The sequence below is a fragment of the Ensifer sp. Root278 genome (assembly GCF_001429285.1).
Taxonomy (GTDB): Bacteria; Pseudomonadota; Alphaproteobacteria; order Rhizobiales; family Rhizobiaceae; genus Ensifer.
Genome location: NZ_LMJJ01000012.1, coordinates 335,467 through 357,722, shown reverse-complemented (window position 1 = coordinate 357,722; position 22,256 = coordinate 335,467). Strand labels below are relative to the sequence as shown.

Here is a 22,256-nt window from a genome sequence, read left to right as displayed (position 1 = left end):
GTTGCCCGACCTATTCCGGTCTCGGGCGGCTATGTCATCTTCCGCATGACCCAGAGAGCGCGGCCGGGGTGGGCGATGTCGGGCACGACTTGAAGCCGCGCATCGTCCTTCAGCCGTTCTGCCTCTGCGGCGTCGAGAAACAGGATCTGCCGATCGGTTTCGTTCGCGTTTGGCGTAATCCACCAGCGCCGATCCTCGCAACAAAGACCGGCTTCCGGATTTTCCTGGATATACTCGATCGCATATTCGGCGTCCGTCTTTCTGCCAGCATCGAACATGGGCCGTCCTCCGCCTGTGATCGCTTGCAAGTGAGCTATTATGCGCCTGCTGCGGAGCTTTGGGCAGCCCGGAAGTGTTCTCCCGCCAATCGCCTCATGCGCCGCACCAGTCTCCGGCGCTTCAACGTCGGCCTTTCCATCCGCCCGGCAGGCGCATAGGCTCGCGAGCCTGAGTTGTCCCTATGTTCTTGGAGTTCCCGTTCCATGCGTGACCTGCACCTGCCTGGCCGCTCCGTCGTCATGGGCCGGCATGGCGCCGCCGCCACGTCGCACGCCCTTGCCACGCTCGCCGCCATCGAGATTCTGCGTCGGGGCGGCAATGCCGCTGACGCCGCGATTGCCGCCTGCGCCGTGCAATGCGTGGTCGAGCCGGGCTCGACCGGCATCGGCGGCGACAATTTCGTTCTCTTCGCCCCCGCCGGCACCAATCTCGCCGATGGCGGTCGGGTCTATGGCCTCAACGGTTCGGGCCGTGCGCCCGAGGGCCTTACCGCAGAACACCTGCTGAAACAGGGACTGAACGAGATCCCGCTCACCTCGGTGCACGCCGTCACCATCCCCGGCGCGGTCGATGCTTGGAGCAAGCTGAACCGGCGTTTCGGTTCCATGCCGCTCGGTGAACTGCTGCAGCCCGCCATCCGCCACGCGGAGGAGGGATTTGCGGTCACCGAAAGGGTCGCCGTCGATTGGAACCGCAACGAAGACAAGCTGAAGGCGGACCCCAACAGCGCCCGCATGTGGTTGAAGGACGGTCGCGCCCTGCGGACCGGTGAGGTCTTCCGCCAGCCCGAGCACGCGAAAGTCCTGCGGGAGATCGCCGCCAAGGGCCGCGATGGTTTCTATTCAGGCTGGGTCGCCGAGGACATGGTGGGCTACCTGCGCAGCCTCGGCGGCATGCACGCGCTCGACGATTTCGCCACGCAGGAGGCCTTCTGGGTCGATCCGATTTCTACGACCTATCGCGGCATAGAACTTCTGGAAATCCCGCCAAGCGGAGTCGGCATTACCACCTTGCTGATACTCAATATCCTGAGCGGCTTCGATCTGAAGAAATACGATCCGGTCGGCGTCGAGCGTTTCCATATCGAAGCCGAGGCGACGAGGCTGGCCTTCCAGGCGCGTGACAGGTATGTCGCCGACCCCGACTTTGCCGATGTGCCGGTACAAAAGCTGCTTTCGGCCGCCTTTGCCGACGAGCTGCGCGACCGCATCGACCTGAAGAAGGCCATGCCGGTGGTTGGTCCAGCCGGTGCCACCACCTATCGCGACACGGTCTACATCAGCGTCGTCGACGAAAAGGGCAACGCCTGTTCCTTCATCAATTCGCTGTTCTGGCCTTACGGCACGGGCATCAGCAGCCCGAAGACCGGCGTTCTGCTGCAAAACCGCGGTGTCGGCTTTCGCGTTGATCCTGCGCACCCCAATTGCGTGGGACCGCGCAAACGCCCGCTGCACACGATCATCCCGGCGATGGCGATGAAGGATGGCAAGCCGTGGCTCTCCTTCGGGGTGATGGGCGGCGGCTTCCAACCGGTTGGGCAGAGCCACGTGCTGACCAACATCGTCGATTTCGGCATGAACGTGCAGGAAGCGATCGACTGCGCCCGCGGCTTCCACCAGATGGGCCGCTTCGAGGCAGAACGCGGCATCCGCGAGGACGTGCTGAAAGGGCTCGCCGCATTCGGCCACGAGATCAAGATGGCCGAGATGCCGCACGGCGGCGGCCAGGCGATCCTGATCGATTCGGTCAACGGCGTGTTGCAGGCGGGCTCGGATCCGCGCAAGGACGGCTGCGCCCTGGCTTTCTAGGCTTGGCAGCCAGCAGTTCGGAAGATCGCGTGCGGCAAGGCGCGATGCCGCTGGGCCGCGGGCACTCGTTTCGCCGTAAATTTGGTTCAATTGCAGGAAGAGTTTGGCTGGGGAACCTGGATTCGAACCAGGACTAACGGAGTCAGAGTCCGCTGGTCTACCGTTAACCTATTCCCCAAGGTCGCTGGCGGGCGCTGCCCGTCGCGTCGGTGTGGCGGGCTTATAAACAAAAGCGCGGCCAATGCAAATACCTTTTGCCAAAAAAATGCGATCTCGATGTGGCGGCCGGATTTTTGCACCGATTTGCCGGTGCCGACGGTACGTCGTGGTGCCGCGCATTTGCGGCCGGGCGGCGGCGGTGAGTACGATTGCGAGGGGTGTAGATCGCCATCGTCGTCCGCAGTGTGGACCGTATCCGGCCTTAGCCCTTGGCGGCGCAGTCAAAAACAGTTTGGCGAATGGGGCTTGCGCTGGTACAGTCGCGCCAACGAAAAATCGAGAGAGCGCCTTGAGCGGCCCTTGGGCTTGCGCGGCGCCATGGTTGAGACAAGTGAAAGACCCCGATCACGGCGAAAAGCCGTCCGAATCCGGGGCGTCGGCAGCAGGCCGCAGTGATGGATCGAAGCTCGGTCCGCGCAACGGCAAGGGCAAGCGGAAACGACGCAAGTCGTCTGCTTCGCCGTCTGCAATTGCCAGCCAGCCCGGCACTGCCGGCATGGCAGGGCGTCCCGCAGGAGAGAACGAGGCGGAACCGGCGCGCAAGCGCAAACGGCGTCGTCGTTCGAAATCCGCAAAACAACAGGCCGCAGTCGCGTCCGCGCCGCAGGGCGGCAGCGCGCAACTCGTTGAGTCGTCGCTCGGCGAGCGCAAGGGCCACAAGCGCAGCAAGAAGGCGCGGCATCGCCGTGGGCTCCAGGGGCGTCCGCTCACGAGCGGCGAGCGCCAGCCGGCCCAGCAAAGGGCTACCGATGGCGGCAATGGGCGATCGGGGCCCTCCGCCTCCAACGGGCAGACGGCGTCACAGCAGCGGCCGGGCCAGCGCGCCGATCAACCGCGCGCGCCCTATGTTGCCGACAGCGAACCGCCGGCGCCGCTTTATGCCGCGCTTGACCTCGGCACCAACAATTGCCGGCTTTTGATCGCTCAGCCGACGCGCCCCGGCCAGTTCCGGGTGGTCGACGCCTTTTCGCGCATCGTTCGCCTGGGCGAGGGGCTCGGTGCCAGCGGCCGGTTGTCAGACGAGGCGATGGAGCGCGCGGTCGAAGCGTTGAAGATCTGCGCCTCGAAGCTCGGTGCCCGCACGATTCGCCGCAGCCGCCTGATCGCGACGGAGGCCGCGCGCGCCGCCGAAAACGGCGAAAGCTTCCTTGAGCGGGTGGCGCGGGAGACCGGCCTTGATCTCGAGATCATCAACCGCGAAACCGAAGCGCGGCTTGCCGTCTCCGGCTGCTCGTCGCTCGTCGATCGCGAGACCCGTTCGGTCGTGCTCTTCGATATCGGCGGCGGCTCGTCCGAGATCGCCGTCATCCGCATCGGCGATTCCAGGTCGAACCGGCTTGCCAATCACATCACCCACTGGACCTCGCTGCCGGTCGGCGTCGTCACGCTCTCCGAGCGCCATGGCGGCCAGCACGTGACGCCGGCAAGCTTCGAGGCGATGGTGCAGGAGGTGGAGGGCATGCTCTCCCGCTTCGACAGCCCACCGGTCGAGGCGCTGGCAAACGGCGCCTCCGGCAGCGGCTTCCACCTGATCGGCACATCCGGCACGGTCACGACACTTGCCGGCGTGCATCTCGACCTGCCGCGCTACGATCGCCGCCGCGTCGATGGCCTGTGGCTCACCGATGACGAAGTCTCCGCCATGCAGGCGCGCCTGCTCTCCTGGGATTTCAATGCGCGTGCCGCCAATCCCTGCATCGGTCCGGATCGTGCCGACCTGGTGCTGGCCGGCTGTGCGATCCTCGAAGCGATCCGCCGCCGCTGGCCGTCGACGCGCATGCGTGTCGCCGATCGCGGCCTGCGCGAAGGGCTGCTCACCGATATGATGGCGGACGACGGAGCCTGGCGCCGCTCGCGGCCGCGCCGTCACCAGCGCGGCGCCAACGCCGGCAGCCAGGAAGGAAACAAGGCATGACGAAACCCCCTGTTGGCGGCAACCGCAGCGGCCGCAAGCTTGGCCAGAAGGTCAAGAAGGGCAAGCTCAAGGCATCCTCCCGCCGCTGGCTGGAGCGCCACATCAACGATCCCTATGTGCAGCGCGCCCAGCTCGAGGGCTATCGCGCCCGTGCGGCGTTCAAGCTTTTGGAGATCGACGAGAAGCACAAGATCCTGAACGGCGCTCGCCGCATCATCGACCTCGGTGCCGCCCCCGGAAGCTGGACGCAGATCGCCGCCAAGGTCACCAATTCGACCGATGCCGATCCCCGCGTTGCGGCGATCGACTTCCTCGAAGTGGACCCGATCCCGGGCGTGCGTATTCTGCAGATGGACTTCCTCGACCCTGAAGCGCCGGAAAAGCTCAAGGAAGCGATCGGCGGTACGCCGGATCTGGTGATTTCGGACATGGCGGCACCGACGACCGGACACCGCCAGACCGACCACCTGCGCACCATGCATCTCTGCGAGGTCGCCGCCTATTTCGCCGTCGACGTGCTTGCCGAGGGCGGGCATTTCCTGGCGAAGACCTTCCAGGGCGGCACGGAGCGCGAACTGCTCAATATGCTCAAGCAGAATTTCCGTCAGGTCATCCATGTGAAGCCGGCATCGTCGCGGTCCGAATCGGTCGAAATGTTCCTGCTCGCCAAGGGCTTCAAGGGGCGCCAGAAGGCCGCCAGCGAGACGGAAGCCGAAGACGAGGCGGCGGAATAGCATGCTGCTCTACGTGACCGTTGGCACCAACGATCTCGAACGCGCCGGCGCGTTCTATGACGCGGTGCTGCCAGCGCTCGGCTATCACCGTCAGCGGCAGGACGAAACCGAAATCGGCTATGGTGCTGCGGGCGACCGCATCCGCTTCTGGGTGGTGACGCCCTTCAACCGCGCGCCCGCCACCTACGGCAACGGCGTGAGCATCGCGTTTGACGCCGAGACGCGCTCAGCCGTCGATGCCTTCCACGCGGCAGCCCTTGCCAATGGCGGCACGGACGAGGGTGCGCCGGGGCTGCGCCCGTTCCACGCGAACTTCTACGGCACGTGGGTTCGCGATCTCGACGGCAACAAGATCGCCGCCGTGTGCGAGCGCCCTGAATAAACTCGCTATGGCGCCGTCCTTTCGGACGGAAAATCGCCGCGCGTTTCCCTGAAATATCCTTACTTCCCCGCGGCCGACTCGACTTCGCGCACTGGTAGCCGGTGCCCGGAAACCGAGGCGCCGGCGTTCTTCGCCATGGTCAGGAACGGGATCGCCGCGATCAGGTTGGCGCCGGCGATGATCATGAAGGCGGTGTGGAAATCGTCGAGCTGCAGCGGGCCGCCGCTGAGTTTGGTCTCGATTTCCAGGATCGCGCCGGCAACGGCGACGCCGAGCGCCAGGCTGATCTGCTGCAGCACCGCGCTCATCGAGGTCGCCTTGCTGGCGTCCGCATCGTCGATATCGGCGAAGGAAAGCGCGTTGACGCTGGTAAAGAAGAAGGAACGGGCGAAGCCTGCAATCAGCAGGATGGTGATCATCACCAGATAGGGCGTCGCCGGCGTGAAGAAGCCATTGGCGAAGGTGGTAATCGCGGCGAGGATTGCGGCGAGGATCAGGGTCGTACGGAAGCCGGCGAAGGCAAGCACGCGCCGCGCGTAGAACTTGGTGGTAATGGCTCCGACTGCGCCGATGAAGGTGATGAGGCCGGACTGGAACGGGTTGAGCCCGAAGCCCACCTGCAGCATCAAGGGCATCAGGAAAGGCACCGCGCCGACCGAGATGCGAAAGATCGTGCCGCCGATCGAGGCGGCGCGAAAGGCGCTGTCCTTGAAGAGGTTGAGGTCGAGAACCGGTGCCGGATGGCGCCGGGCGTGACGGATGTAGAGCAGGGTCGCGACCGCGCCGACGACCACCGAAGCGATACCGACGATCGGCGGTAGGGCCGGCAGGCTGATCACCGACAGGCCGAAGACGATGCCGGAGGCGGCGATGCCGCCGAGCAGGAAACCGAGAGCGTCGACCGGTGGAGGATCGCGCGGCTCCATTTTGGGCAGATAGATGCCCGAGAGGATGTAGCCGGCGATGCCGACAGGCACGTTGATCAGGAAGATCCAGTGCCAGGAGAAATAGGTGGTGATGAAGCCGCCGAGCGGCGGTCCGGCGAGCGGCCCGACCAGAGCCGGGATCGTCAAAAGCGCCATGGCCGAGACGAGTTCGCTGCGCGGCGTGCCGCGCACCAGCACGAGGCGGGCGACCGGCGTCATCATCGCCCCGCCCATGCCCTGCAGGAAGCGCGAGAAAACGAAGGCGACAAGGCTGTTGGAGATGGCGCAGAAAATGGAACCGGCGATGAAGACGAGGATCGCCGCGCGGAAAATCTTCTTGGCGCCGAAGCGGTCCGCCATCCAGCCGCTAAGCGGAATGAAGATCGCAAGCGACACCATATAGGCGGTCAGCGCCAGCTTGAGCGTGATCGGCCCGACGCCGATGTCGCGGGCGATGGCCGGCAGCGACGTGGAAATCACGGTCGAATCCATCTGCTCCATGAAGAGAGCGACGGCAAGGATCATCGGGACGATACGGTTCATGGAATGTGCTTCGAAGACGGCCAGCGATAGTGAGAAGCTAATGCCGGTGATGGCTTTTGTCGGGGCGAAACCGGTGATTGCGGATCAAAAGCCTGTGATCCCGGCTGGCCTTCGCTGTCAAGACGCTAGTTCTGGCCCAGTTGTCCATGGGGCAACGGGATCCAACAGGGCAACGAAGTGGGATGGACCATGAGTGAGATGTCGATGAAGCGCCGGACCTTGATGGGGGCGGGAACGCTGGGGTGCTGGCTGCGCCATCGTTGATGACGGGCGTTGCGGTGGCTGAGGAAAAGGCGGAAAAGACCGACATGAACGCTAGCCATCCCCCGATCCGATCTCTCAAGCTTGGCGTTTTCAAGCTCGTCGTCGTCAATGACGGCACGCGCGTCACCGAGAAACCGCATGAGATCTATGGCACCAAACAGCCACAGCAGGCGGTTGCGGAACTGCTGCAACAGAACTTTCTGCCGACCGAAGCGCTGGTCAACAGTTTCTCGCCGGTTCTCGTCGATACCGGAACGGATGTCGTGCTCTTCGATACCGGCAGGGGTGAGGGCGGTCGCGAAGCCGGCCTGGGGCGTCTCGTCGAAGGTATCCGCGCCGCCGGCTATGCGCCGGAGCAGGTCTCGGTTGTGGTGGTCACCCATATGCATGGCGATCACATCGGCGGTCTCATGGAGGCCGGCAAGCCGGCTTTCGCCAATGCGCGCTACGTGATGGGCGAAACGGAGTATGCCTTCTGGAAGGATACGGCACGCGCCGGCACGCCGGCGGAAAACGGGTACAAGGCGGTGCTGGAGAAGGTGGTGCCGCTGGCGGAGAAGACGACTTTCATCGGCGACGGCGCCGAGGTCGTACCCGGCATCTCGGCCGTCGCCGCCTTCGGTCATTCGCCGGGTCACATGGTGTTCTGCCTCGATTCCGACGGCAAGGGCATGATGCTGACGGCCGATACCGCCAATCACTATGTGCTGTCGCTGCAGCGCCCCGATTGGGAAGTGCGCTTCGACATGGACAAGGCGAAGGCGGCCGAGACGCGCCGCAGGCTCGATATCTGATCGGTATCGAGCCGGATGACGGGCCGCATCTCGCGAAATTGCTGCTCTGCAACAAATATCGGCCGAAGGCGGGACATTTCCCGGCTTTGGCTATTTTCATCCTGACATATCCGTGTTACGAGCCCTCGCCAACTTCCAAGACACGCTTTGAAGTCGCCCGGTGGACAAATCGCAGCCCGTCCCCGGGGGTTTTCGTTATTTGAAGGGAATTGGCCATGGCGCGCATCATCGAAACGGCAACTGGTCTGGAGGCTCTGACCTTCGACGACGTCCTGCTCCTGCCCGGACATTCCGAAGTCATGCCGGGTCAGACCAATATCGCCACCACCATTGCACAGGACATCGACCTCAACCTGCCGATCCTGTCTTCGGCGATGGACACGGTGACTGAAGGGCGCCTTGCAATCGCCATGGCACAGGCCGGCGGCATCGGCGTCATCCACCGCAACCTGACGCCTGCGGAGCAGGCCGAAGAGGTTCGGCAGGTCAAGAAGTTCGAAAGCGGCATGGTCGTCAATCCGGTCACGATCGGCCCCGACGCCAAGCTTGCCGATGCGCTCGGCCTCATGAAGCAGCACGGCATTTCCGGCATCCCGGTCGTCGAGAACGGTGGCGCCGGTGGCCAGAAACAGGGTCGTCTCGTCGGCATCCTCACCAACCGTGACGTCCGCTTCGCTTCCGATCCGAACCAGAAGATCCATGAGCTGATGACCCATGAGAACCTGGTCACGGTCAAGGAAAGCGTCGACCAGCAGGAAGCCAAGCGCCTCCTGCACGCGCACCGCATCGAGAAGCTTTTGGTCGTCGACGCCGACGGTCGCTGCGTCGGTCTCATAACCGTCAAGGACATCGAGAAGGCGCAGCTCAACCCGAACGCCTCGAAGGATGCACAAGGGCGCCTTCGTGCCGCCGCCGCCATCTCCGTCGGTGACGATGGTTTTGAGCGTGCGGAGCGTCTGATCGATGCCGGCGTCGACCTGATCGTCGTCGACACCGCCCACGGCCACTCGCAGCGCGTGCTCGACGCCGTCGCCCGCGTCAAGAAGCTCTCCAACTCCGTTCGCATCATGGCGGGCAACGTCGCCACTGCCGCCGGCACCAAGGCGCTGATCGATGCCGGTGCGGATGCGGTCAAGGTCGGCATCGGCCCGGGCTCGATCTGCACCACCCGCATCGTCGCCGGTGTCGGCGTTCCGCAGCTGGCCGCGATCATGAGCGCCGTCGAAGCTGCCCAGGCGGCCGGCATTCCCGTCATCGCCGACGGCGGCATCAAGTTCTCCGGCGACCTTGCCAAGGCGATCGCTGCCGGCGCTTCGGCCGTCATGATCGGCTCGCTTCTTGCCGGTACCGACGAGAGCCCGGGCGAAGTGTTCCTCTACCAGGGCCGCTCCTTCAAGGCCTATCGCGGCATGGGTTCCGTCGGCGCCATGGCCCGCGGCTCGGCGGACCGCTACTTCCAGGCGGAAGTACGCGACACGCTGAAGCTGGTTCCGGAAGGCATCGAAGGCCAGGTTCCCTACAAGGGGCCGGTTGCAGGCGTGCTCCACCAGCTCGCCGGCGGCCTCAAGGCGTCCATGGGCTATGTCGGTGGCCCGACCATCAAGGAATACCAGGAGCGCGCGCAGTTCGTACGTATCTCCGGCGCCGGCCTTCGCGAAAGCCACGCCCATGACGTGACGATCACCCGCGAAAGCCCGAACTATCCGGGCGCGCACTGATCGCGATTGCATTCGAAGGGCGCCGCGTTATCTCGCGGCGCCCTTCGCCTTTTCAGATTAAGTGTTTTTCAGAATAAGCTTTTTTCAGGGAGCAGCGCATGACGGGTTTCGAGATCTTCTGGCCGATCGTGGTCCATGTTTTTCTCGTCTTCTGCCTCTACGCTCTCCTATCCTTCCGCCGGATGAGGCTGGTGCGCGCCGGTAAGGTGCATGCGGCCCAGTTTCGGGAGAACCGTGACGAGCCGGGCGAAAGCCTGGTGGTGAAGAACAGCATCGCCAACCAGTTCGAGCTGCCCGTTCTCTTCTACGTCTGCTGCGTGCTGCTCTACATCACCGAGGCCGACAACATCGTCTCCCTCGCGCTTGCCTGGCTTTTCGTCGTCCTGCGCTACGTGCACGCCTTCGTACATGTCACGAACAACCGCATCCGCTATCGTCGCCCGCTGTTCATGGGGGGCGTCGCGACGCTTTTTGCCATGTGGGTGTGGCTTGCCGTCTGGATGGCGATGAGCTGATCCCGGTTCGCGCCCCAAGCGAATTGGCGCAAATCTGAGACAGTCTGCGCGAACGATCCACGCGCCTTGATGCGTATCAAGTACCCGATGCCGCCTTTGCGGGTAGTCTTTCCGACGTTGGACGACAACGCATCGGAGGAGGACGAGATGACCGCAACGATGAAAGCCGCCGTGGTACGCGAATTCGGCAAGCCGCTGGTAATCGAGGATGTGCCGATACCGGAGCCCGGCCCCGGCCAGGTGCTGATCAAATACGAGGCGACCGGCGTCTGCCATACGGACCTGCACGCCGCAAACGGCGATTGGCCGGTAAAGCCGAAGCCGCCGTTTATCCCCGGACACGAAGGCGTCGGCTATGTCGCCAAGCTTGGCAGCGGCGTCACACACCTGAAGGAGGGCGACCGCGTCGGCGTGCCGTGGCTGCACACGGCGTGCGGCGGATGCACGCCCTGCCGCACCGGCTGGGAAACGCTCTGCGGCAGCCAGCAGAACACCGGCTACTCCGTCAACGGCACCTTTGCCCAGTACGGCCTTGCCGATCCGGATTTTGTCGGGCGTCTGCCGGCAAAGCTGGAATTCGGACCGGCCGCACCGATCCTCTGCGCCGGCGTCACCGTCTATAAGGGCCTAAAGGAAACCGAGGTGCGTCCTGGCGAATGGGCGCTGATTTCCGGCATCGGCGGGCTCGGCCACATGGCGGTGCAATATGCCAAGGCAATGGGCATGCATGTCGCCGCCGTCGATATCTTCCCGGACAAGTTGGCGCTTGCGCGAAAACTCGGTGCCGACCTCGTCGTCGACGCGCGTGACAAGGACGCGGTCGAGCAGGTGCAGAAGGCGACCGGCGGCGTGCATGGCGCACTGGTGACGGCGGTGGCACCCAAGGCGATGGAGCAGGCCTTCAACATGCTGCGCTCCAAGGGGACCATGGCGCTCGTCGGCCTGCCGCCCGGCCAGATGTGCCTGCCGATCTTCGATACGGTGCTGAAGCGCATCACCATCCGCGGCTCGATCGTCGGCACGCGCCAGGATCTAGAAGAATCGCTGGAGTTCGCCGGCGAGGGCAAGGTCGCCTCGCACTTCACCTGGGACAGGATCGAGAACATCAACGCGATCTTCAAGCGCATGGAGGAAGGCAAGATCGACGGTCGGATCGTGCTCGATCTCAACGGCTGATCGGCCAAAACAAAACACGCAGCAGTAACGCAAGTTTGTATGTTCGCAACCGCCCGCCGACCTATTCTGTCGCGGGCGGTTCTGTCTGCCGCCGCGGGAGAACGAACCGAAGGAGGCTGATATGCAGGAACCGACAATCACACAGGCGATGATTGACGCCTATGACGAATATACGCATCTGACCCTCGATCGCCGCCGTTTCATGGAAAAGCTCACCGGACTGGCCGGTTCCGCGGCTGCGGCCGCGGCGATCGCGCCACTGCTTGCTGCCAACGGCGCCAAGGCGGAAATCGTTGCGGCGACCGATACCCGTATCACCGGCGAGGATATCTCTTACCCCGGGGCTGGCGGCGACATGAAGGGTTACCTCGTGCGCCCGGCGGAGGTGAGCGGAAAACTGCCGGCGGTGATCGTCATTCACGAAAATCGCGGGCTCAATCCGCATATCCGCGACGTTGCGCGCCGGATGGCGCTCGAAGGCTTCCTGGCGCTTGCACCGGACTTCCTGTCGCCGCCGGGTGGAACGCCGACGGACGAGGACAAGGCACGCGAGATGATCGGCGCGCTGGATGCGGCAGCAACGACGGCGAATGCAGTTGCGACCGTGGCGTTCCTGGAGGGGCACCAGCAATCGACGGGGAAGGTTGGTGCCATCGGCTTCTGCTGGGGAGGTGGCCTCGTCAACCGGCTTGCTGTCGGCTCGCCCGATCTCAGGGCCGGCGTCGCCTATTACGGCGCGCAGCCCAAGGCGGAGGATGTGCCGAAGATCAAAGCCGCCCTGCTGCTGCACTATGCCGGGCTCGACGAACGCATCAATGCCGGCATCGACGCCTATCAAAAGGCGCTGAAAGACGACGGCAAGGACGCGACGATCTATGTCTATGACGGCGTCAACCATGCCTTCAACAACGACACCTCGGCCGCGCGCTATGACAAGGCTGCCGCCGATCTCGCCTGGGGCCGGACGGTGGAATTCCTGAAGGCCAAGCTCGCCTGAGCGCGTCTTAACTCAGGCGGCCGCCGCCCGGATAATATCGTCGGCGCAGTCGCTGATTGCCGTTGCGAGCGCTTCCATGTCGCGCTCGCGCGGACTGCTGCGCCGCCAGACGAGGCCGATCTCGCGGGCCGGCTCGGGTGCGGCGAAGGGCACGATGCGGATCGAATTGCGTGCGGCCTCGGTCGCAATGGCGATTTCAGGGATCAGCGTCATGCCCATGCCATTGGCAACCATCTGCAGGAGCGTCGTCATCGAGGTCGCGCCGAACGAGACAAGGCGGCGCTTGCCGGCGGTGCTGCAGACGGCGAGCGCCTGGTCGCGCAGGCAATGGCCTTCTTCGAGCAGGAGCAACTGTTCGACATCCACCTGATCTTCGGTCAGCGGCGACATCAGGATGTTTCGCTCGTCGTCCGCCATCGCCATGTAGAAGCGGTCGGAAAAGAGCGGTTTCGTCGACAGCCCGTCGGTTTCGATCGGCAGGGCCGCGACGACGGCGTCGAGCAGGCCCTCGCCGAGATCGGCGACCAACCTTGATGTTACCGATTCCTTCAACTCGATCTCGATCGCCGGATAGACGCGGCGCAGATGCGGCACCAGCCGCGGCACGAGATAGGGCGCAAGCGTCGGGATGACGCCGATGCGGATCCGCCCTTCGAGCGTGCCGGAGCTGGCGCGTGCGCTCTGTTCCAGCATGTCCACGTCGGCGAGGATGGTGCGGGTGCGGGCCAGCACCTCTTCACCCTTGCGAGTGAGGAAAACGCCGCTGCGGCTGCGCTCCACCAGCTTCACCCCCAGGTGGTTTTCCATTTCCATGATCTGGGCGGAGAGCGCCGGCTGGCTGACATGGACCAGTTCGGCGGCCTTGCCGAAGTGGCGAGCAGAGGCAAGCGCCTCGAAATAGCGCATCTGTCGAAGTGTAAGCATGATAAGAAAATCCTATCAATATTTAATTTTTATGCAATTGGAGATTATCGAAGCCCTGTGGGAAAACCCGTCTGGCCAAGGCGTCCGGGCTTTGAGCGCCGCCGGAGTGGTGGCTGGCAGCCCCTCAGGCTGCTTTCGGGCAGATCCTGTCCGATCTCCCGGGCGCGAACCCTTTGACAGGAGGACGCGATGTCAGATCGACCCATATTGACGACGAGCGCCGGAGCGCCGGTGCCCGACAACCAGAATTCCCTGACGGCCGGTCCGCGTGGCGGCGTCATGATGCAGGACTACCAGCTTATCGAAAAGCTGTCGCATCAAAACCGCGAGCGCATTCCCGAGCGCGCGGTGCACGCCAAGGGCTGGGGCGCCTATGGGACGCTGAAGATCACAGGCGATATCTCCAAATACACCAAGGCCAAGGTTCTGCAGCCGGGCACTGAGACCCCGATGCTGGCGCGCTTCTCCACCGTTGCGGGTGAACTCGGCGCCGCCGATGCCGAACGCGACGTGCGCGGTTTCGCGCTGAAGTTCTATACGCCTGAAGGCAACTGGGACCTCGTCGGCAACAACACCCCGATCTTCTTCGTCCGCGATGCTTACAAGTTCCCGGATTTCATCCACACACAGAAGCGCCACCCGAAGACCAACCTGCGTTCGGCGACCGCCATGTGGGATTTTTGGTCGCTTTCGCCGGAAAGCCTGCACCAGGTGACGATCCTGATGTCGGACCGCGGATGTCCGGTATCGCCGTTGCACATGAACGGCTACGGTTCGCACACCTTCTCCTTCTGGAACGACGCCGGCGAGCGCTATTGGGTGAAGTTCCACTTCAAGACCCAGCACGGCCACAAGCACTACACCAATGCCGAGGCCGCAGACGTGATCGGCCGGACGCGCGAAAGCTATCAGGAAGCGCTCTATGGCGCGATCGAGAACGGCAACTATCCGCGCTGGACGCTGCAGGTGCAGATCATGCCGGAACTCGACGCGGAGAAGACCCCCTACAATCCCTTCGACGTCACCAAGGTCTGGCCGCATGCGGACTATCCGCCGATCGAGGTCGGCGTTCTGGAGCTCAACCGCAACCCGGAGAACTATTTCGCCGAGGTCGAGAACGCCGCCTTCTCGCCGTCGAACATCGTGCCCGGCATCGGCTTCTCGCCGGACAAGATGCTGCAGGCGCGGCTCTTCTCCTATGCCGATGCCCACCGCTATCGGCTCGGCACACACTACGAGCACATCCCGGTCAACCGCCCGAAATGCCCGGTGCATCACTATCACCGTGATGGCCAGATGAACACGTTCGGCGGCATCCAGACCGGCAATCCGGACGCCTATTACGAGCCGAACTCGTTCAACGGCCCGGTCGAGCAGCCGTCCGCAATGGAGCCTCCGCTGCGCATCAGCGGCGACATGGCCCGCTTCGACCACCGCGAAGGCAACGACGACCACAGCCAGCCGAGGGCGCTCTTCAACCTGTTCGATGCCGGTCAGAAGGCGCGCCTGTTTGCAAACATCGCCGCCGCGATGGGCGGCGTGCCGGGCCCGATCGTCGAGCGCCAGCTGGCGCACTTCAAGCGCGTCCACCCGGACTATGAAGCCGGCGTGCGTGCGGCGCTTCATGCGGCACACGGCTACGAAGCGGAGGCGGTCAGCACCGCTGCCGAATAGGCAGGACGAGCGCTTGACAGGCGCTGTTCTCCGGAAATGAAAAAGGCCACGTACCTGTCGGTGCGTGGCCTTTTTTGGTTTCTACCGGCTATTACCAGCCCGGCAGCATGTGGCTCTGCCGCAGGCGCGGATAGCGCGGGAAGCCCTTGATATCGGCTTCGAGGTCGTCGTTAGCGCTGATCGGAGTGATATTGTCGAGGCAGGCGGTGATGTGGTTGCTGATCGCGTTGGAGAGCGAGGGCGAAAGACCCGGCCGCTTCATGATGCCGATCTGCACCGGTGCCAGCGCCGGGAAGCCGTCGGCGAGCGTCAGCACCTTCATGCCGGGGCGAAGAGCCGACTCCGGCAGGACCGAGACGGCCATGCCGGCAAGCACGGCCGCGGCGACGACCGTCGACGACCAGCTTGTGAACAGGATCTGGTATTCGCGGCCGGTCGCGTCGAGTGCCGCGCAGGCAGCCTGCCGCCAGAGGCAGTCGCGCCGGCCGACGGCGAGCGGGATCGGCGCGTTTTCCGGGAGCGGATGGTTGATCGAGCTCACCCAGCAGAGCGGTTCGGTCCGCACGACATCCGAGGCGCGTGCACGCGGATTGTGCGTGACGAGCGCGATGTCGAGGTCGCCCTTCGCCATCTTCTCGGCGAGATCCACCGAAGGTTCGCAGATGATATAGAGCTCGACATTCGGATGCGTCTTGGCAAACCGCATGATGATCTCGGGCATGTAGCGGTCGGCGTAGTCGTCGGGCGTGCCGATGCGGAGCGTTCCTTCAAGGCGGTTGTCGTCAAAGGAGGCGATCGCTTCATTGTTGAGGCGGATCATCCGGCGGGCGAAATTGAGCAGACGGTCGCCTTCGACCGTCAGCCGGTTGCCGCGGCCATCCTTCATGAACAGCGCCTTGCCGATGCGCTCTTCCAGGCGGCGCATCTGCATCGACACGGCGGATTGAGTCTTGAAGACCCGGTCGGCCGCCTTGGTGAAACTGCCCGTGTCGGCGATCGCGACAAAGGTCTGGAGCTGGTCGATATCGAGCGGTGCGGACATGGCCGTGATGCATCCATAAAATTGTTTGATGAATATCATTAAAAACATTCGTTGGACTGATCAATAAGGATTTGCGATCAATTAGGGGCAAATTCATCGATCCCCGGCCGGCAATTTCGCCGGCGATTCCCAAACCCTTTGGCCCGCCCCTGCGTTTGACCTCCCCGCAGGGGATGGGCCTCTTCGTGCCTGAAAAGGAGAATTGTCATGCGCACGACACAGCACGTCCTCGATCTCGACTTCGTTGCAGGAAAGCAGTCCCGCGCCGTCGGCGTGACAGGCATGCTCACGTCCGCGTGGCACCAGCTCCGAAACCGATATGCGATCGGCCGTCTGAATGACATGGATGACCGCCAGCTCCTCGATATGGGGCTAAAGCGAGAAGATGTGCGCGAGGCGATCACCTCGCCCTTCTTCGACAATCCGGCGAGTTACCTGACGCGCGCTTCGCGAAACCGGGCGAGCCTCTTCTACAAGGGGACCCGCCACGACTGACCGTTGACGAGTTGGAGCGGGATGAAAGCGGGAAACCGCATCCTCGGCCCGCTTCACGGCGCATCCCGCCGCTTAGGGTGTGCCAGTCGAGCATGATCCGCGAAAGCCAGCCGCCGCCGCGGATCATGCTGCGAATTTCAGAGTTCGGCGCTGCTGATCGTTAGAGGTCGCGCGCCCAAACGTTCCCCGCAGGGTAGAGCCAATAGACCCTGCCGCTTGGCCCGGTACATGACCAAGACATGTACCGGGCCTTTTTCTTTTGAGATTTGCTCAGGCAAGCGCACACTCTGGCAGGCGCAGAAGGTTGCGCCGACCAACGGGGTATGGATAGGGAAGGGGCGTTTCAGCTCTTTGTGCCAGGCCCGGTCTTGTAGATGTCGAACAGCGACTCGACGTTCTTCTGATATTCCTTCTGCATTTCCAGCCCGGTGTCGAACATGCTGTTCATCACCTGGGAGAGCTGGGCAAGGGCCGGATTGTCCGGTGCGGGCTTCTGCGCGCCGGCGGCGCCCGCCTGCATCATGTCCTGAAATGCCTTGACGAAGGGGTTGTCGGCAAAGACGTCTGAGGTCTTGGCCTTCTCCTCTTTCTTGGCCATGCCGAAGAAGCCCTGCATCGCCTGCGTGAAGGGGTTGTCGAAGGGGTTCGGCTGCGGCTCCGGCTTCTTGGCAAAGCCGGCCGCTTCCATCCATTGGCGCATCGCCGCTGCCATTGGGTTGTTGGCGAAGGCGTCGCTTGCGGCGGCGAATTGCCCGGTCGTCTGCTTGAACAGCCCGCCCATCAGCGTATCTGCCATGACCGGCAGCATCTGCTTGTAGATCTCCTGGCTGATGCCGGTGACCTGCGCGGCCTGCGCGGCGATCGCGCGCGACATTTCCTTCGATCCGAACAGCTGTCCGAGAACACCGTTGCCGTCGACCATGCCCTGTGGCGTGAAGGCCTGGCTCATGTCTTCGAAGTATTTGGCGTAGTTGCCGCTGCCGAGCGCCGTGAGCAACGCGCCGAAATCATATGGATTGGCGGTGTTGCGCTTGAAGGCGGCCGAGAAGGCGGGCAGCAACGCTGCCGTCGCCTTCGTCATTTGCTCCTGGGCGAGGCCGAATTGTTGAGCCATCAGTTCGATGGCCTTACCATTCTGGGCCTGTGCGAACATGTCAAAAAGCGGTGCCATCCCAGTTCCCCTTCGGCATCTCGACGCGCGGCGCTGTAAGCGACGCATATCCTTGCACTATAACGGGAAATCGGGGGCTGGAAACCGCTTTTTAAGGGCGCCTGGCGGGCGCCTCAATATTGGTATTCGGCGAAAACCGGATCGACCGAGCCGTTCCAGCGACCATTGTAGAGTGCCAGCAGATCTTCGGCGAGCGTCACCTTCTTGGCGAGCACCTCGTCGAGCGGCGCGAGGAACTGGCTTTCGTCGACGCCGTCGCCGTTCAGCCGGTTGCGGCGCTTCAGGCCGCCGCGCGAAATGGCGATGACCTCACGGGCAATGTCGTAGAGGTTGCCTGTGCGGAATTTTGTCGCGAGCGCCTGTACGGGCACGGCGTCGCGCATCGCGCTCACCTCTTCGAGGGTCCAGTCGCGGGTCAGGGTCTCGGCGGCATCGAGCGCTTCGCGATCATAGAGCAGGCCGACCCAGAAGGCCGGCAGCGCACAGATCCGCCGCCACGGGCCGCCGTCGGCGCCGCGCATTTCGAGGAAGCGCTTCAGCCGAACGTCGGGGAACAGCGTCGAAAGATGGTTGGTCCAGTCGCCCATGTTCGGCTGCCAGTCGGCGATCTCGCCCTTCAGCGCGCCGCCCATGAACTGGCGGAAGGTGACGTGGGTACAGTCATGGTAGTGGCCGTCGCGCACGACGAAATACATCGGCACGTCGAGCGCCCATTCGACATAGTCGGCAAAGCCGAAATCCGGACGGAAGGCGGAGGGCAGCAGGCCGGCGCGCTGGTTGTCGGTGTCGCGCCAGATATCGCCGCGCCAGGAGAGCAGCCCGTTCGGCTTACCGTCGGTAAAGGGCGAGCTCGCAAACAGCGCCGTCGAAAGCGGCTGCAGCTTCAAGGACACCTGCATCTTGCGGCGCATGTCCTCTTCGGAGGAAAAGTCGAGATTCACCTGGATCGTGCAGGTGCGGTACATCATGTCGAGGCCCCTGGTGCCGACCTTGGGCATGTAGCGGCTCATGATGCCATAGCGCGATTTCGGCATGCGCGGTGTCTCGGCGAAGGTCCACTTCGGGCTGCCGCCGATGCCGAGGAAACGGATGCCGAGCGGTTCGGCGACTTCGCGCAGAACCGCCAAATGCTGGTTCGATTCCTTGCAGGTCTGGTGCAGGTTTTCGAGCGGCGCTCCGGAAAGCTCGAACTGGCCGCCCGGCTCCAGCGAGATCGCGCCATTGCCCGACTGCTCGGCAAGGCCGATGATGTTGCCTTGGTCGACGATCGGTTCCCAGCCGCTCTTTGCGGCCATTCCATTCAGAAGCGCCTGGATGCTGGCCTCGCCGAAATAGGGGACGGGGCTGTTGTCCGCCTTAAAGAAGGCGAACTTTTCGTGCTCCGTGCCGATCCGGAACCGCTCCTCCGGTTTCGAACCTTCTGCCAGATAGGCGGTCAGGTCAGCGACAGAGGTTACCGGCGTCTGGTCGGTGGTATCTCGGGCCATGAGCGTCTTCTTTTGTTTGGGCGGCTCCCACTGGATAGCGGGAGTTGATGAAGGCTGCTTGAACCGTATTCAGGTGCGGTGCAAGTCAATTTCTTTCAAGATCTCATCAAAAAAAGTAGGACGATTGCTTGCGCTGGAGCAAGCTCCGTGGAACTGGGTATCGTCGACCCAGCCATACCCTGTGTTGAGAGGTCCCCTTCTTCTAGGAGCCATCTTCTAGGAGAACGAGCGGCTCCCGGTTTGCTGCGGAGCGACCGGCTATCGCCAGTCGCCGACAGTCGCCTGGATGACCGCCATGGCTGCGACAGCGGCGGTGTCGGCCCTGAGGATCCGCGGTCCAAGCGGAATGCTGCTGACGAAATCGAGGCTGCGCAGCAACGTTCGCTCTGTCTCGGAGAAACCGCCTTCCGGACCGATCAGCAAAGCGAGTTTCTTCTCCTTGACGGCGGCGAGAATTGGCAACGGGTTCTGGCTGTCGCTGCCTTCGTCGCAGAAGATGATGCGTCGGTCGGTGGGCCAGGTGGCCAGCACGTCCTCCAGTCGTCGCGGCTCCTCGACATCGGGAATGCCGAGCACGCCGCATTGTTCGGCCGCCTCGATGACGTTGGCGCGCACGCGCTCGATGCTGCCGAGCTTGCCCTGCACATGCTGCGTCATGACCGGCTGCAGCACGCCTGCGCCCATTTCGACGGCCTTCTGCACGAGATAGTCGAGCCTGCCGACCTTCAGCGGCGCGAAAAGATAGACAAGATCGCAAGGTTCGGGCTGCGGGCGCGTCTGCTCGACAGCGGTCAGCACCAGCTTCTTCTTGCTGGCGAAGGAGAGTTCCGCACGCCACTCGCCGTCACGTCCGTTGAAGACGAGGATCGAGGAGCCTTCCTCATAGCGAAGAACGTTGACCAGGTAGTTGAACTGCTCCTTGGTCGCCTCGTGGGCGGAGCCCGCATTGAGGGTATGTTCGACGAACAGTCGCTGCATGCGAAAATTGGCGCGCATATCGGGGCCTTCACATGAAAATGCTGGAGAGGATGAGGTAGAGGACGGCCGATAGCGCGGCCGAGGCGGGAACGGTGATGACCCAGGCGCCGACGATCGTCAGGAAATGCGAACGGCGTACAAGGCGCCGGCGCCGGACTTCGGCGAAGTTGGTTTCTTCCGTTTCCATGAAGTCGGCCTGCCCTGTGCGCTGTCGGACATATTGTAGGCGACGCTTGGAATTGCGGATGTACCATTCACGGAAGAAGCCGACGCCGAAGACGGCACCAACGGCCGTGTGGGTCGAACTGATCGGCAGTCCGAGCGCCGATGCCAAAAGCACCGTGACCGCGGTGGCGAGCGCGACGCAGAAGGCGCGCATCGGATTGAGCTTGGTGATTTCCTGACCGACGACGCGGATAAGCTTCGGGCCATAGAGCAGAAGACCGATCGAAATGCCGAGCGCGCCGATCGCCAGTTCCCACAAGGGAGCCGGCGATTTCTCCGTGGTGATGACGCCGTCCAGGGCCGAAACGATCGCGGATAACGGGCCGATTGCGTTGGAGACGTCGTTGGCGCCATGCGCGAAGGAGAGAAGTGCTGCAGCCAGAATGAGCGGCGCGCGAAATAGTTTGCGAAGTGACTGGTTGCGGTTGTCCAGCCCCTCTGACTGTTTGTAGATCCACGGCTTGGTCAGGAAATAGACGGCAGTACCGATGATGACGCCCAGGCTGAGTCCTGTTGGCAAAGAGATTGCCGCAACCTGAACTAGGGCAATCTCCGCGAGGTATGCGGTGAAGCAGCCCGCGGTGACACTGAGAATGACCGGCATCCATCGCCTTGCGGCAGCGATCTTGTCCTCGCGGTAGATGATGAATTCCTTGAGGAAGGCGAGGAATGCGGCGGCAATTGCGCCGCCGAGAAGCGGCGAGACCGACCAGCTCAAAGTGATGCCGGCAAGCGACCACCATTGGACGCTGGAAAAACCGGCCGCGGCAATGCCGGCGCCGACGATGCCGCCGATGATCGAGTGTGTGGTGGATACAGGCGCCCCTGAATAGGTGGCGATATTGATCCAGGCCGCAGCCGAAGCGAGTGCCGACATCATGATCCAGATGATCGCTTGCGGGCCGAGCACATCTTCGCCGTAGACGATGCCTGCTTCGATCGTCAGCGCGACCTCGCGCCCGGCAAGCATCGCGCCGGCGATCTCGAAGATGGCAGCGATGATGAGCGCCGTCGCCATCGACATCGCTTTGGCGCCGACGGCCGCACCAACGTTGTTGGTCACGTCGTTGGCGCCGATGTTCATGGCCATGTAGCCGGCGATCGCTGCCGCGGCGATGATGATCGGCGCGCTCGCGGAATGGGTCACGAAACTCGCGGCAAAGGCCATGCTGAGCAGCAGAAATAGGCCGGCGAGCGCCGGCGCCGCCAGGCTGCGGCGGACATGCTGCGACGCCTCTTCGGCAAGACTGAGCTTGTCGAGGTCTTTGTCGAGCGTCTGTTTTGCGAGGCGTAAGCGCGGCTGTGCCACTGCCTGGAACTCCATTGTCACAATGGCCACTAAGGCCACTGCAACACGCTTTCAAGTGGATTTGATGGACATTGGCGTTGCGCGCGCCGGGAACCCGTATTCAGGGCATTGGATGCCCCTGAGGATCATCTCGAAGGCTAGCCGATCGCAGCCTTCGGCATCGGCGCAGACGGTGCTGCCATGCGTTCGCCGAAGGCGAGAATGAGGTCCTTCAGCGACGGCTCTGCCACCCGTGAAGCAGCCTCCTTGTAGTCGACCCATTCGAGCTGCCTGCGGCCTTCCTCGGGGAAGTGCTTGCAGAGGTCGTCGACTTCGAGGGCATGAACCTGCACCTTGACCGAGATCTTCAGGCCATGGTCCATGCGCTTCTGGTAAAGATAGTATCCGATCGTCGACTTCTGCACATGCCCTTTGACGCCGGCCTCTTCATAGGCCTCCCGCTCGGCCACCTCGTGGGCGCGCTTGCCCTGCATCGGCCATCCCTTGGGAATGACCCAGCGGCCGGTGTCACGGCTGGTGATCATGAGGATTTCGAGGGCCTTGGTCTTCTTGCGGATCCGATAGCAGAGCGCGGCATATTGCATGCGCGCCGGGCGGCGCAGCATCAATTGGACATCGGATGTGAGTCTGTTCAAGAAGTTCAAGGTCGTCAGCGCTCCTCTCAGCGAATCAGTGTTCTTG

Annotated in this window: 19 protein-coding genes, 1 tRNA gene and 1 pseudogene; 11 read left to right on the top strand and 10 right to left on the bottom strand. The window is 63.3% G+C overall.

What is annotated here, in order from left to right; genetic code table 11:
* Positions 1–29: 29 nt before the first annotated feature.
* Positions 30–278, bottom strand: coding sequence for a hypothetical protein (locus ASE60_RS13195; protein ID WP_057250937.1), 249 nt, complete (start codon positions 276–278; stop codon positions 30–32).
* Between the two features lie 204 nt (positions 279–482).
* Here ASE60_RS13195 and ggt point away from each other — a divergent pair, with 204 nt between their 5' ends.
* On the top strand, positions 483–2,087 hold the full coding sequence (gene ggt, locus ASE60_RS13190; RefSeq protein ID WP_057250935.1) for a gamma-glutamyltransferase: 1,605 nt from the start codon (positions 483–485) through the stop codon (positions 2,085–2,087).
* A gap of 104 nt (positions 2,088–2,191) precedes the next feature.
* Here the strand turns inward: ggt and ASE60_RS13185 are convergent.
* Positions 2,192–2,265 (bottom strand) — tRNA-Gln (locus ASE60_RS13185).
* A gap of 372 nt (positions 2,266–2,637) precedes the next feature.
* Between ASE60_RS13185 and ASE60_RS13180 the strand changes: the two genes are divergently transcribed.
* The 3 genes from ASE60_RS13180 to ASE60_RS13170 are packed head-to-tail and all read left to right on the top strand — an operon-like array spanning position 2,638 to position 5,337.
* Positions 2,638–4,221 carry a Ppx/GppA phosphatase family protein gene (locus tag ASE60_RS13180; protein ID WP_057250933.1) on the top strand — a complete coding sequence of 528 codons (1,584 nt, stop codon included), beginning with the start codon at positions 2,638–2,640 and terminating at the stop codon, positions 4,219–4,221.
* Positions 4,218–4,955, top strand: coding sequence for an RlmE family RNA methyltransferase (locus ASE60_RS13175; RefSeq protein WP_057250931.1), 738 nt, complete (start codon positions 4,218–4,220; stop codon positions 4,953–4,955). The genes ASE60_RS13180 and ASE60_RS13175 overlap by 4 nt, the downstream gene beginning before the upstream one ends.
* Position 4,956: 1 nt before the next feature.
* Positions 4,957–5,337, top strand: coding sequence for a VOC family protein (locus ASE60_RS13170; protein ID WP_057250929.1), 381 nt, complete (start codon positions 4,957–4,959; stop codon positions 5,335–5,337).
* A gap of 59 nt (positions 5,338–5,396) precedes the next feature.
* On the opposite strand, the gene ASE60_RS13165 is transcribed toward ASE60_RS13170, so the two are convergent.
* Positions 5,397–6,806: a DHA2 family efflux MFS transporter permease subunit gene (locus ASE60_RS13165; RefSeq protein WP_057250927.1), complete on the bottom strand. Its 1,410-nt coding sequence runs from the start codon at positions 6,804–6,806 to the stop codon at positions 5,397–5,399.
* 189 nt (positions 6,807–6,995) lie between these two features.
* On the opposite strand from ASE60_RS13165, the pseudogene ASE60_RS13160 reads away from it, so the two are divergent.
* The 5 genes and pseudogenes from ASE60_RS13160 to ASE60_RS13140 all read left to right on the top strand — a co-directional run.
* Positions 6,996–7,855, top strand: a pseudogene (locus ASE60_RS13160) (MBL fold metallo-hydrolase); the annotation flags it as partial.
* Between the two features lie 224 nt (positions 7,856–8,079).
* On the top strand, positions 8,080–9,582 hold the full coding sequence (gene guaB, locus ASE60_RS13155; protein ID WP_057250925.1) for an IMP dehydrogenase: 1,503 nt from the start codon (positions 8,080–8,082) through the stop codon (positions 9,580–9,582).
* Between the two features lie 98 nt (positions 9,583–9,680).
* A complete protein-coding gene (locus ASE60_RS13150) occupies positions 9,681–10,097 on the top strand; it encodes an MAPEG family protein (protein WP_057250923.1) in 417 nt (138 codons plus the stop codon).
* 147 nt (positions 10,098–10,244) lie between these two features.
* Positions 10,245–11,273: an alcohol dehydrogenase AdhP gene (gene adhP / locus ASE60_RS13145; RefSeq protein WP_057251104.1), complete on the top strand. Its 1,029-nt coding sequence runs from the start codon at positions 10,245–10,247 to the stop codon at positions 11,271–11,273.
* A 121-nt stretch (positions 11,274–11,394) separates the two neighbouring features.
* Positions 11,395–12,270: a dienelactone hydrolase family protein gene (locus ASE60_RS13140; protein WP_057250921.1), complete on the top strand. Its 876-nt coding sequence runs from the start codon at positions 11,395–11,397 to the stop codon at positions 12,268–12,270.
* A 12-nt stretch (positions 12,271–12,282) separates the two neighbouring features.
* On the opposite strand, the gene ASE60_RS13135 is transcribed toward ASE60_RS13140, so the two are convergent.
* Positions 12,283–13,194 carry a hydrogen peroxide-inducible genes activator gene (locus ASE60_RS13135; RefSeq protein ID WP_057250919.1) on the bottom strand — a complete coding sequence of 304 codons (912 nt, stop codon included), beginning with the start codon at positions 13,192–13,194 and terminating at the stop codon, positions 12,283–12,285.
* 189 nt (positions 13,195–13,383) lie between these two features.
* Here ASE60_RS13135 and katA point away from each other — a divergent pair, with 189 nt between their 5' ends.
* The gene (gene katA, locus ASE60_RS13130; RefSeq protein ID WP_057250917.1) at positions 13,384–14,868 is read left to right on the top strand and encodes a catalase KatA; all 1,485 of its coding nucleotides are present in this window, start codon (positions 13,384–13,386) and stop codon (positions 14,866–14,868) included.
* A 91-nt stretch (positions 14,869–14,959) separates the two neighbouring features.
* On the opposite strand, the gene ASE60_RS13125 is transcribed toward katA, so the two are convergent.
* Positions 14,960–15,910, bottom strand: coding sequence for a LysR substrate-binding domain-containing protein (locus ASE60_RS13125; protein WP_034800917.1), 951 nt, complete (start codon positions 15,908–15,910; stop codon positions 14,960–14,962).
* A 207-nt stretch (positions 15,911–16,117) separates the two neighbouring features.
* Between ASE60_RS13125 and ASE60_RS13120 the strand changes: the two genes are divergently transcribed.
* Positions 16,118–16,405, top strand: coding sequence for a DUF1127 domain-containing protein (locus ASE60_RS13120; RefSeq protein WP_057250915.1), 288 nt, complete (start codon positions 16,118–16,120; stop codon positions 16,403–16,405).
* Between the two features lie 343 nt (positions 16,406–16,748).
* On the opposite strand, the gene ASE60_RS13115 is transcribed toward ASE60_RS13120, so the two are convergent.
* From ASE60_RS13115 to ASE60_RS13095, 5 genes are all read right to left on the bottom strand, one after another.
* Positions 16,749–17,576, bottom strand: a complete 828-nt coding sequence (locus tag ASE60_RS13115; protein WP_057250913.1) for a DUF937 domain-containing protein — start codon at positions 17,574–17,576, stop codon at positions 16,749–16,751.
* A 113-nt stretch (positions 17,577–17,689) separates the two neighbouring features.
* Positions 17,690–19,063 (bottom strand): glutamate--cysteine ligase, encoded by a 1,374-nt coding sequence (locus tag ASE60_RS13110; protein WP_057250911.1) that lies wholly within the window; start codon positions 19,061–19,063, stop codon positions 17,690–17,692.
* Positions 19,064–19,321: 258 nt separating this feature from the next.
* Positions 19,322–20,059 (bottom strand): 16S rRNA (uracil(1498)-N(3))-methyltransferase, encoded by a 738-nt coding sequence (locus ASE60_RS13105; RefSeq protein WP_057250909.1) that lies wholly within the window; start codon positions 20,057–20,059, stop codon positions 19,322–19,324.
* A 10-nt stretch (positions 20,060–20,069) separates the two neighbouring features.
* Complete coding sequence (locus ASE60_RS13100) at positions 20,070–21,575, bottom strand: inorganic phosphate transporter (protein WP_057251103.1); 1,506 nt, start codon at positions 21,573–21,575, stop codon at positions 20,070–20,072.
* A gap of 137 nt (positions 21,576–21,712) precedes the next feature.
* Positions 21,713–22,219: an NUDIX hydrolase gene (locus tag ASE60_RS13095; protein WP_057251102.1), complete on the bottom strand. Its 507-nt coding sequence runs from the start codon at positions 22,217–22,219 to the stop codon at positions 21,713–21,715.
* Between the last annotated feature and the right edge of the window lie 37 nt (positions 22,220–22,256).